The sequence below is a fragment of the Bacillus nitratireducens genome, assembly GCF_001884135.1.
In the GTDB taxonomy this organism is placed as follows: Bacteria; Bacillota; Bacilli; order Bacillales; family Bacillaceae_G; genus Bacillus_A; species Bacillus_A nitratireducens.
Window position 1 is genome coordinate 73,350 of record NZ_MAOC01000069.1, and the last position, 11,191, is coordinate 84,540.

General features: G+C 31.3%; 12 protein-coding genes. 1 reads left to right on the top strand and 11 read right to left on the bottom strand.

The window, feature by feature from the left end; genetic code table 11:
- Position 1: 1 nt before the first annotated feature.
- The gene (locus BAU23_RS18280) at positions 2–343 is read right to left on the bottom strand and encodes a YolD-like family protein (RefSeq protein WP_071734943.1); all 342 of its coding nucleotides are present in this window, start codon (positions 341–343) and stop codon (positions 2–4) included.
- Positions 340–1,605 (bottom strand): Y-family DNA polymerase, encoded by a 1,266-nt coding sequence (locus tag BAU23_RS18285; RefSeq protein WP_071734944.1) that lies wholly within the window; start codon positions 1,603–1,605, stop codon positions 340–342. The genes BAU23_RS18280 and BAU23_RS18285 overlap by 4 nt, the downstream gene beginning before the upstream one ends.
- A gap of 196 nt (positions 1,606–1,801) precedes the next feature.
- Between BAU23_RS18285 and BAU23_RS18290 the strand changes: the two genes are divergently transcribed.
- Positions 1,802–2,167, top strand: a complete 366-nt coding sequence (locus BAU23_RS18290; RefSeq protein ID WP_071734945.1) for a YxeA family protein — start codon at positions 1,802–1,804, stop codon at positions 2,165–2,167.
- A gap of 104 nt (positions 2,168–2,271) precedes the next feature.
- Here BAU23_RS18290 and BAU23_RS18295 read toward each other — a convergent pair whose 3' ends face one another.
- The 9 genes from BAU23_RS18295 to BAU23_RS18335 all read right to left on the bottom strand — a co-directional run bounded on the left by BAU23_RS18295 (position 2,272) and on the right by BAU23_RS18335 (position 11,095).
- Positions 2,272–2,982, bottom strand: coding sequence for an alpha/beta hydrolase (locus BAU23_RS18295; RefSeq protein WP_071734946.1), 711 nt, complete (start codon positions 2,980–2,982; stop codon positions 2,272–2,274).
- Between the two features lie 277 nt (positions 2,983–3,259).
- A complete protein-coding gene (locus BAU23_RS18300; RefSeq protein ID WP_071734947.1) occupies positions 3,260–3,616 on the bottom strand; it encodes a YxeA family protein in 357 nt (118 codons plus the stop codon).
- 300 nt (positions 3,617–3,916) lie between these two features.
- Complete coding sequence (locus BAU23_RS18305) at positions 3,917–4,282, bottom strand: YxeA family protein (RefSeq protein WP_071734948.1); 366 nt, start codon at positions 4,280–4,282, stop codon at positions 3,917–3,919.
- 384 nt (positions 4,283–4,666) lie between these two features.
- A complete protein-coding gene (locus BAU23_RS18310; RefSeq protein ID WP_071734949.1) occupies positions 4,667–5,164 on the bottom strand; it encodes a DUF4358 domain-containing protein in 498 nt (165 codons plus the stop codon).
- Positions 5,165–5,327: 163 nt separating this feature from the next.
- Entirely contained in the window at positions 5,328–6,464 is a 1,137-nt protein-coding gene (locus tag BAU23_RS18315) for a DHHW family protein (protein ID WP_071734950.1), read from the bottom strand.
- Positions 6,465–6,497: 33 nt separating this feature from the next.
- Positions 6,498–7,904, bottom strand: a complete 1,407-nt coding sequence (locus BAU23_RS18320; RefSeq protein WP_071734951.1) for an MBOAT family O-acyltransferase — start codon at positions 7,902–7,904, stop codon at positions 6,498–6,500.
- Positions 7,905–7,984: 80 nt separating this feature from the next.
- Positions 7,985–8,674 carry a GDSL-type esterase/lipase family protein gene (locus BAU23_RS18325; protein ID WP_071734952.1) on the bottom strand — a complete coding sequence of 230 codons (690 nt, stop codon included), beginning with the start codon at positions 8,672–8,674 and terminating at the stop codon, positions 7,985–7,987.
- Positions 8,675–9,298: 624 nt separating this feature from the next.
- The gene (locus tag BAU23_RS18330; RefSeq protein ID WP_071734953.1) at positions 9,299–10,141 is read right to left on the bottom strand and encodes a polysaccharide deacetylase family protein; all 843 of its coding nucleotides are present in this window, start codon (positions 10,139–10,141) and stop codon (positions 9,299–9,301) included.
- A 270-nt stretch (positions 10,142–10,411) separates the two neighbouring features.
- Complete coding sequence (locus BAU23_RS18335) at positions 10,412–11,095, bottom strand: N-acetylmuramoyl-L-alanine amidase family protein (protein ID WP_071734954.1); 684 nt, start codon at positions 11,093–11,095, stop codon at positions 10,412–10,414.
- Between the last annotated feature and the right edge of the window lie 96 nt (positions 11,096–11,191).

The following is an 11,191-nucleotide window of genomic DNA, read 5'->3' on the forward strand; positions in this document are numbered from 1 at the left end:
TCTAATTCACTTCAATTACATCAACAAACTTAAACATTCGTTTATTATAAAATGCATCAGTACATATAATCGTCTCATTTATTGGATTAATATTGATTACTGTTATGTAATTTTTATATAGATAGACATCTTTATAATATGTAAGTAAAACCTCTTCTTCACCTAAAAATGAACATAGCAGCTTATTTTCAATCATTTCCTTTGCATCCTGCGTTAAGATTGGACGTGGGACTTTCGTTTGTTCACTTATAATTTCTTTAATAACTGCGAACTGTTCTGGCATACTGGCAAACGGTTGCCATTTTACCATACCTCTTCCTTTTGGCATATTAGCATTCTTCACGATTTATGTCCTCCTAATAATGTGTTTCTATATCTTGCTGTTGCGACGCTTGTGTAAGAAATCCCCCGTAAAATACTGTTCTTACCAAATCGTGTTCGAATTTCGTCCATAACCTTCGTTAATCGCATTTCTTTTTCTCTTTGTATAATGTTATCGAAAAGTGAAATTTGCTCTTCCCCTTCATTTATTAAATTTGTTAATGAAAGACTTATCGATCGAATCGGCTCCCCTGTATGCCGCTCGTATAAAAAATAGGTACAAACATTATAAATATCCATTGTTAAATTTGTTGCCCTATTTAATGTATGTGCTTTTTTTATTCCCCCTCCATATTCTTTGCTATATCCAACTGAGAAATGGATCGTTTGCGCGCATTTCTTTTCTCTTCTCAATCTGTAACAAACTTCTTCTATATGCTCTAATAAAATAACGATGAACTCTTCAATTGAATAATTACGAAATAATATTTGGCTTTTCGCTATAGATGTTGTCGCTGGAACATATTTCTCTGCTATTCTGCTAAAGTCAATCCCATTACTATGTAAATGTAATTCTTCCCCTATTACACCAAATGATTGTTTTAAATACTTCAACGGATACTGCGCTAAATCCCCAATCGTATGTATACCTTTTCGGTTCAATTTCATTTCAGTTTTATACGATATACCCCAAAATTTACTGAGCGGTCTAATACTCCATAACTTCTCGGGTATATCGTCATATGTCCAATACGCTATCCCATCTTTATTCTTTTTCGCTTCCACATCCATCGATACTTTACTCAATAATAAGTTTGGACCGATACCAATTGTGCTTTCAATTCGCGTACGTTCATATATTTCTTGCTTGAACTTTAAGGCAAACTCGCATGGACTACTCGCAAATAAATGAATACTTGCGGTCATATCCATGAAAAATTCATCGATACTATATTGATGAAAATCTTCCGGCGCAACATACTGCAAAGCTAAACCTGTTATGTAAGTTGAACATTTCATATACGTATGCATAATTGGATTCACAATAATAATATCTGGCCGCTTCGGTATTTCGTACAACCTTGCCATCTTCTTAATTCCTAACGCTTTTAATGGTGGTGTTGCCGCTAATACGATTGATCCACTGCGGTTTATATCTCCTACGACAGCCAATTTTGTATATCGTGGATCAAGTCCTTTTTTAATGCAGGATACACTTGCATAAAAGCTACGAAGATCTACACAAAGAATAATACGATTCGGTAAAAGAGAATAATCATACAAGGTTATCACTCCTAACAAAAGAACGTTTGTTCTTATTATATACGAACTTATGTTCTTTTAAAAGGTATTTTCATGAAAATTTTGGTTAAAATAACCTTACTTAAAAAAACTAAAAAACACTTAAGGAATTTCCCTCAATATTCATAAGAGTTTTTTTCTATACTGAAAATGTAAATTAACAAAAGAAGAAACAACCATGAAGAAGTCTTTACTTTGCATACTAGGGATAGGCCTCCTTATATACTTACTACCTTTCATGTTACGCGGAGATCTGGACATATTTAATCCACTTGCTGAAGAAAAAAATGTATATGCCGTTGCAGAGGGATATGATGTTCCCGATTACCATACGAACGGAAGAGCTATGTACTCACTAAAAGGCATTGATGAATCTGGAAATAAGGAAGAGTATACAGTAGGAACGAATACTCCTAATGATTTTATAAGAAAAACTTACTTGAAAATTCATGTAAAAGGAAGATACGTCTATTCTTACGATGTTATTTCTGAAAAGGATATTCCGGAGAAAATAAGGGGGAAATTGAAAGTACCAAACAAATAAAAGAGCCTACTCGTATGAGTTGGCTCTTTATTCCCTCTCTCATCTATTGCCCTTCATACACTCGAGAAAAGAGAATTCTTTCGATAAATTTATTAAATTAATTATCATTGTTTTAATAACCATTGTTCAATTACTTTCACTGTTTCATCTTGTTGTGCTTTTGACGTAATTAAGCTCGCATTATCACCCTTTTGCTCACCATACATGCCAAAATGGGCATGGTTTCCCCCTTTTATCATGTGCATAGTTGTATTCTTAGACATTAACTTTTTATTGTTCTCTATTTTTTCTACAGTTGCTAAAGCATCTACTTCCCCATAAATTGATAACATCGGAATTGATTTGGTAGAAAAATCATCTGCAGGATACGAACCTAAGAAAATGATCCCGTCTACCTTGTCTTCATTGTGAAAAGCATACTTAGAAATCATAGCTCCCCCCATTGAATGCCCCGCAACATACCATTCTTGAACTTCAGGATACTGTTCAATTACACTGTCTACTGCATTGATTCCAAGTATCGCTAAGTTTAATGGTAACTTAGGCATTACTACAAAATGCCCATCTTTTGCAAGAGCTTCTCCTAAGTAACTATAAGCCTCAGCTTCTACTTTAGCACCTTGATAAAAAATAACTCCTACTTTAGCCTCTTTCTCTCCAAAAACTACATTATCTTCATCTTTTTTATCATACACTAACGACAAAGCCTCTTTCGTTGGTTTATAAGTAAACTGAGACCAAACAAAAAAACTAATACTTCCCATAAGTAAAATACCTAGTAAAGAGTACAGAACAATTTTCATCCACTTCTTCACATATATGCCCTCCCTAAGATGTGTATACTTTATACTTTAAATGATTATTTATATAATTGTCGAATAATCTGTTAGTGTCATTCAAAAACAAATAAAGGTTAAGAATATAGTTGTTTACTCTTAAAGTAAGGGCAAAGGTAAAACATACTATATAACAGCAAGCGAAGCCAATGTGTATGTGAAGTAAGAAGAGGAATAAAAAATGGTTATTAAATATATAAAAGGTCTACTTGGATGCACTAGTAGACCCTTTGTTTTATTGTAAAAAATCAAGGTATTATATCGAAAGTACTGTTTTTGCTTTCTCTGGAATATCTTTTTCGGACACTACATCATAAGAAAAGACATGTTTTCCCCGTACATCAATTCTTAAATATGTCTTGGATATAAAATCATTAGGCGTGTTAACCCCTACTATATACTCCATATTTTTTCCAGATTCATCAGCACCTTTTAATTTATAGAAATAGCGACCTTCATAATCGTAATCAGGTAAACCATAACCTTTTGCAACAGCATATACATATTTTTGTTCAAAGAATGGGTTTAATCTATCTAAATCTCCCCTTACAATGTAAGGTAACATATAAATCATCAGTGCTAGTCCTAATACTACTAGTATTGGTTTCTTCATTTGTTTTGCTCCTTTTTATATCTTCAATTAGCTCAATTAATAATTGTAATTCCTAAAGCAAAGCTAATTATATAAAGGTTTCCTTCAAAAGAAAAGAGAATAATTCTTAAGGTTTTCTTAAGAAGGTTGGAGTAAATATTTTATACAGGATAAATTTTTAGAAAGAAACACATATTTAGGGATAGTATGTGCTGTAATGCTAAACGAAGTTTATGCATCAGTGAAATGAAAAAGGATTCCTCCACAAACGGGGAACCCTTTTTATTATATACATCTGGTCTTGAAGTAACTATTTCTTGATTATTTTTTTAATTTTTCTTTAGCCTTTTCTGGAATATCACTTTCTTTTACTTCCTCTAATGAGAAAACATATTTTCCTTTTACTCGAACTTTTATATATGTGTCTTGATATTCAGTTTCGCCAGCAACCCCTACTTTAATTTCCGATTCATTTCCTGATTCATCCACTCCATTTAACACGTACATAAATCTTCTAGGCAAATCAGGATCAGGTTCTGCTGGGCCCTTAGTAAGGACATACACATCTTTTTCTTTCACAAGTGGATTATATCTATCTATAATCTCGTTTTCTGTAAAAGTTAATCCCCAAAATCCTATGATTAGCACTACAATTACTCCAGCAATTTTAAATAATAATTCTTTCATGTGTAAATTTCACCTTTCGTTAATTAATATATTTATGACAACATTTATATCTTTGAATTTTGAAAGGATAAATATGTTGTATAAGACATTTCTAAAGATAATGGGTATATCTTAATAAAAAGTGAATAAATAACTTAAGTTTTTCTTAATATCCCATTTTAATTTTTCAAAAGAATCATTATCATAACGGAAATAGACACTGTAATGGTGAATGAAAACTATCGAAAAAATTAGCGAGCTTCTCAAAGTAGATATCAGTAGCGAAAGAAAAAGCCGATTTCCTTATCGTATAGGAAATCGACTTTTGGCTTAGCTGTTGATTTAGTAATAAAAAATCACGATATGAAAAGGTTTTTATTTAATCCCTTGTTTTTCAAATTCATATTACTTAAAAATTTCATCGAACGTTTTTTCAACTTTATCAGCATCTTTTGATATTGCTAAAAGGATATAATTATCTTTTGTTTTTAAGACACGTTTTTCTATTAAGAAATATTCTTCTGGAAGATAGTCTTTAAAACTTTTTGACTTTTTTTCAATCCTATTTGAAATTTTCTCTTTAATGCTTTCTACATTTTTCATATCTTTTACTTTAATCGCAGCAATTTCATCAGCTTTGATATTTGTAGGAGCGGTATATAGCACAAAACTTTCGACTTCATCAGCATTTATGTTATATAGCTTTTGAAGTTTTTTACTATCTCCTTCTTTCATTTCCTCTAAGTTAGTAACATGTTTCATTTTCTCCCCTATTTCTGTAGCTGAAAGGCTATTGGCACTTTCTTTTTTTCCAAAACAACCACTTAAAGCTCCTAAGGTAATCGTACAAACAATAATAGTAATAACGAATTTTATATTAAAAGGTTTCAACAAATTTATCATTAGTTTAAATTCTCCTTTTCGTTTAGTTGGGTCAAACATTTAATTTGAACCAGGATTGTAACGATTTATATTTAATGAATACGGCCATTGACATAAATAAATTAAAGACGAGGATACTGCTCGTTATAGATAGGATATACATTAAATATATTCAATTCATTTATTAAGATAAATCATTTATGGATACATCTTCAAAGAAGGTATTTCCATTATAAAGCACTAACATATCATTGATTTTATTTTTCTGTACCAACATATTTAGACTATCTGTATAGTATCTAAGGTCGACTATATGAATTTCACTAAAATGCGGTAGTAAAAAAGGCAGTAAAGAATTTGCATAAGAATCTTTGACAACTAATAATTTTTTTCCGTTCGTATTATCAGTTTTTATTTTTATTAATGGATGATTCCCATTAAAAAATACAGTATATTTATCTTTTTTCTTAATGTTTTCCATTTCATAAAGCGATGTTGACGTTTTGCTTTCATCTATATACTCTACTTTATATTTGGTCGCTTTCTTTTGTTCATATAATTCAATACTATCAGGATCTATATTTTTAAAACCCGCTTTTGAATATAGGGATCCATAAAAGCTATTTGTAATTTGTTTAATGTTGAATGAACTATCTTTATTAGGAGCAAAATTCATATTTTTACCTAGCTCTTGATAGGCATAATATGCGCCTTTAGTAGTCCAATGATGATCGGTTTTATAATATATATATTCATCCTTTTTAGAACTCAATACAGGATATACATCAATAAAGTTTATATCCTTATCTAAAGATTTTTTTACTTTATTAATATACGTAAGCTCATCACTATGAGAAACATAGTTTGGGAGTTTATTTTCTAAAATACTAATTGCTGTAGGTACTAACATGACTTGCATTTTCACATCAGGATTTGCAAGATGAAAATCATTTATTGCTTCTATTTTGCTATTTACATCTTGTTCTTTAGGCTTACTAAACTTTTGAAGTAAAAAACCATCTTTACCGATATACACACCATTATTCTCTTTCTTTCCTAGTGTGTAGTCCATATCAGACTTCACGTTTATCCAAAAGTCCCTGAATGCAAACTGATCAGAAATATATTTTTCGTAGTTAGAAGTGAACTTTTTCTCTATAAGATTTTGGAAAGAGAACGCCGGAAACTGTTCTAGCTTTCTATTCTCTTCATCTGAAAATGTTTTATTGGGAGTTAGTAAATTTACACTGAACATTCCCACTATAAAGAGTGTCAATAACCCTGCCATTGTGTGTTTGTATATTTTTTCATACTGATTCAAGTAACTCACCCCTTTCAAACTAATGCGATATCATTAAAACCTAAAGTATAAGAATGGATTATATGTGTCATTCACTAAATACGCCGTTGAAAGCACTGCTAGTATGACATACAAAACTGGAATGCCAATAGCACCTAGTAACTTTAGCTTTTCTCTAACATATACAAATGCTCTTTTTGGGAATGGTGTTGAACAAATCGCTAAGACAATAAACAGTATAAAATTAGTTGTTACGTAATATAGAGTTGTATTATCCAAGAAAATGGATTGATTAAAACCAAACATCGTTCCTATGAAATTCATTGCTACCGATAAGTTTTCAAATTCAAAAAATACCCATCCGATTAAAACAATGATAAGTGTATATACATGTCCGATAAAGCTCATTCTATTTTTTAGCCATTTTAAAAGGAATAGTTTTTCTATTGTTACAAATAATCCAAAATACAATCCCCAAATAATAAAATTCCAGTTTGCTCCATGCCATAATCCTGTTAAGAACCAAACTATAAACAAATTTCTAAGTTGTTTGAGCAACCCAGTCCGATTTCCGCCAAGAGGAATATATACATACTCTCTAAACCATGAGCCTAACGATATGTGCCATCTACGCCAAAACTCAGTTACACTTTTTGATATATAGGGATAATTAAAGTTTTCTGGAAAATCAAACCCAAACATTTTGCCTAACCCTTGAGCCATAGCTGAATATCCTCTAAAGTCAAAATATATTTGGAAAGCAAAAGCAATAATCCCAATCCATGCTGTAAGGATCGTAAGTTCTGATATAGAAGTTGTTTTTACACTTGTCCAAAGAAGTCCTATATTATTAGCTAAAAGTACTTTTAATGCAAGGCCTCTAATAAACAATTCCATTCCTTCACCAAAACGATCAAATGTTACTTTTCTTTCTTGTAATTGCTTGTCAATATCACTGTATTTTACAATAGGTCCTGCAACAAGTTGAGGGAACATCGTAACATAAGTACCAAAAGAAATAATATTTTTTTGCGCTTGTACTTTCCCTAAATAAACATCAATCACATAAGACATCGTTTGGAAAGTATAGAATGAGATTCCCACCGGAAGAGGAAGCGCCTCGACCTGAATATTTAAATTGAAAAGGGTATTGATATTCTCTATTACGAAACCATAATATTTGAAGAATCCCAGTATTCCTAAGTTTATTACAATAGAGTTAATAAATATCGCCTTTTTAATACCTTTACGATTTCTATACTTATCGATAAGTATGCCATTAACATAGTCAAATATGGTAGAGAATATCATAATGACTATATACACCGGCTCACCCCATGCATAAAAAATGAGACTAACGATAAATAATATCAAATTTCGAAGAACTTTAGGTGATACGTAATAAACAATAAGTGCTAATGGTAAGAACATGAAAAGAAAAATCAAACTACTGAACACCATTGTTCTTTCACCTCCTACAATTATTTTTTCTTAAAAATTTACAGTCCTTGCATAAGAACTGTAAATTTTAAGTATAGGTACTACTTAACAGAACCTTTCAATTGTTCAAGTAGCATCTTGTAATAATCCGCTTTAAAATGCACACCATCTGAATCATGAACATCTTTGTTTTTTTCAAAGATTGGGGATAAATCAATGTACTCTACTTTCTCAGTTTTTGCTAATTCTTTAAGTTTCACGTTATATTCATCAATATGTTTATATTGCGGATATTCCTGTAATACCTTATCTGCAACTGGTGTAACAGATAAAAGGTGTATGCTTACATTTGGAAGTTTCCCCTTTATTTTTTGTATTAATTTGGAATAGTTATCTATTGAAAACTTAATTGGATTTTCGATAGGTTTTCCTTCGAGGTCCATAGGCATCAGTAAATCATTTGTTCCAAAGCTCATAAAAATATGTTCAGGGTTTTTTTCTACTACTTTGTTAACATCTTCCTCTATAGCCATTGCTGTAACTTTCCCCTTGTCAGCAATAATATTTTTATCTTCGATTAATTCTTGATCAATCATTCCTTCAGTAATAGAATCTCCAAAGAATAAACTGTTTTTAAAAATAGGTTTATACGCACTATCTTTCGATGTTTTTTCATGCGTAGCATTTTGAGTAACCTTATTTGATGGTTTTTCAGCCCCGTTATTTACACAGGCTGCGGAGGTCAATGCAACGGCCCCCGTAAGTAGACAAACACATACTTTCTTTAACATTTCTATCTTCCTCTCAAGTCATTATTTCGTAAGCGATGGTGTATATAGCAATGTTATTTTTGTTTTCAATGCGAACCTTTCGTTTACAAAATATAGATTAAGCGTTATAGGTAAAGATGAGATGCAGATTATATAGATAGAATTTAAAGAATCAACAGTTTAAAAATTAGTTATTAAATAACCTCGTAAAAAGAATAGGTAAACGCTTATTTTTTTGAAATTAGGTATAAGGAAATACGTTTTATAATCAATGCAGCGGTTTGTTAATGAATGATTTCAATATAGTAAATACGAGCCAAATAAAGAGGAAATGAAATGTACCAATTGCAATAGTTCACTTCCCTTTATAAATTAGATTTATATAAACATTACACACATTAACAGAAGTCATTTGATAATAAAAACATACTTTTCCTTCGCCAGGCAATTCTCAACAAAAAAAAGCTAATTCCCTGTACACTAAGGAAATTAGCTTTTAGCTTATTTATTGACTTATAAGTTGTTCAAAAAATGTAGTAACATGTACGGTTTTTATGTTTCAGAAAATAATCATACTCCTTGAGAAGTGAATCGGTTACCTACGATAAATCAATACACTACCCTATAACAATCCCTATTCATATGTTATAGACGTTGATCTTTCTGGAAGTTTAGTCCAAAATGATCCGCATCATTGTAAACACCAAATTCATACCCTTGCTCTTTATAAAATTTAATAATTTCAGGAAGAGCTTGTAATGTTTGCGCCTTTTCATGCATTAAAACAACTTCTACTTCTTCTGTTGTCTGTTTCTTTATATTTTCGATAATCTGAGTTGGATTATCTTTTAATTTCCAATCATTTGAGTCTATTGTCCAATCCCAAACTTTTATTGCTGCTTCTACAATTTGATTACGAATTTCCTCTCCCTTTAATCCTGGTGCAGATCCATATGGTGGACGGACTAGTTTAGGAGTTGTACCCGTAATATTATGGATAAGAGCTAGCGTTTCTTTCATCTCTGGTACAAATTGTCCCTTTTTGTATAGTTTATCACTATTGTGTGTCATACTATGAGCACCAATATAATGTCCCTCTTTTACTGCTCGTTTTACGTTTTCCTGAAAACCTGTATTTTGTAAATTACTACCTTGCATAAAAAATGTTGAAGCAACATTTTGCTCTTTTAGTACATCTAAAAATTTCCCAGTCAGTTCGCTAGGGCCATCATCAAATGTTAAATAAACAACTTTTCCTACTGGCTTTCCATCAGGTCTTTTCTGTTTTGCCGGTGATGTTTCTTTTTTCTTTTCTTGTTGTTGCGTATTAACTTGTTTCATACTTTCATTAGCTACTCCCTTCGCTGGGGTAGAGTGCCATTTTCCAATTAAAAAGAATGTGAAAAAGGTCGTTGCTAAAACAACTCCTAGAGATATTATTACCTTAGTTAATCGACTTGTTTTTTTCTTACTTTGTGATTCTTTCATTATTTTCCGATCCTTTCCCTATTAATTTTCATATTCATTATTTATAAGGCTGAGCCTTTACTCGACTGAATCATTCGTTTCAACCGATGTTTACAATAAATAGATTAATAGAGATGGATAAAGATAAAATGCAGATAATGTCGAAATCAGTTAAAGAATAAGGTTAAGTTAATTCTTAAATTTGAAAACTGGATATACACCCAAAATAAAAAATACTACTCTTCCTAATTAAGATTTAGAAAGAATAGTATTTTTCTATTTGTCCATTTATTACATCGTAAAATAATTAATAATGCCATCCACAATACCTTTTTGCGATTTTGTTTGGAATTCTTCTGAATTCATTCTTTTTTCATCACTGGAATTAGATGTAAATCCTAACTCAATTAAGATAGATGGAGAAGGATTTTCTCGTAAGACAAGAAAATCACTTCCATGAATGCCTCTATCACGGCTGTCTATATTTTGATCAAAAATAGCTTCTTGTACGGTCTTAGCTAACTTTTTATCTTTCCTTTTATTAGCTCCATAATGAGTTGTTATTCCTTTTACATTTGTATCCTCAAAAGCATCATGATGAATGCTGATATACAGGTCTGCCGAATGGTCGTTAGCTACTTTGACACGCGCTTGTAATTCTTCCTTTTGCTTCGTTTCTGGAAGTAAGCTTGTATCTTTTTCGCGTGTTAGTATCACTTTTGCATCCGTTCTTTCCTCTAATTCTTTTTTTATATTTTGTGCTACTTTTAAATTAAGATCTTTTTCAATCGTTCCAAATTTCTTTCCTTTCGTCCCTCTATCTCCTCCACCATGCCCCGGATCAATTACAATTGTTTTTCCTCTTAATCGTAAATCCTCTTGTGATATATTTTTATGCCCCTTAGCATGTATGAAACTAACGCCTGTACCCATTATTAATATAATAAACAAAAGCAATATCGCTCTTTTTTTCATTTTAACAATCTCCTTATCAGCTTCTCATTCTGTTTCTAATGAAAATAGTAATGAATGCTGATAAAGATAAAATGCAGACAATGTCGATTTTGTTTA

Excerpts from the sequence above, each read along its gene's own strand:
- BAU23_RS18320 (WP_071734951.1), bottom strand. The coding sequence starts at position 7,904 with ATGGTGTTCAGTAGTTTGATTTTTCTTTTCATGTTCTTACCATTAGCA.
- BAU23_RS18325 (WP_071734952.1), bottom strand. The coding sequence starts at position 8,674 with ATGTTAAAGAAAGTATGTGTTTGTCTACTTACGGGGGCCGTTGCATTG.
- BAU23_RS18300 (WP_071734947.1), bottom strand. The coding sequence starts at position 3,616 with ATGAAGAAACCAATACTAGTAGTATTAGGACTAGCACTGATGATTTAT.
- BAU23_RS18330 (WP_071734953.1), bottom strand. The coding sequence starts at position 10,141 with ATGAAAGAATCACAAAGTAAGAAAAAAACAAGTCGATTAACTAAGGTA.
- BAU23_RS18310 (WP_071734949.1), bottom strand. The coding sequence starts at position 5,164 with ATGATAAATTTGTTGAAACCTTTTAATATAAAATTCGTTATTACTATT.
- BAU23_RS18335 (WP_071734954.1), bottom strand. The coding sequence starts at position 11,095 with ATGAAAAAAAGAGCGATATTGCTTTTGTTTATTATATTAATAATGGGT.
- BAU23_RS18305 (WP_071734948.1), bottom strand. The coding sequence starts at position 4,282 with ATGAAAGAATTATTATTTAAAATTGCTGGAGTAATTGTAGTGCTAATC.
- BAU23_RS18290 (WP_071734945.1), top strand. The coding sequence starts at position 1,802 with ATGAAGAAGTCTTTACTTTGCATACTAGGGATAGGCCTCCTTATATAC.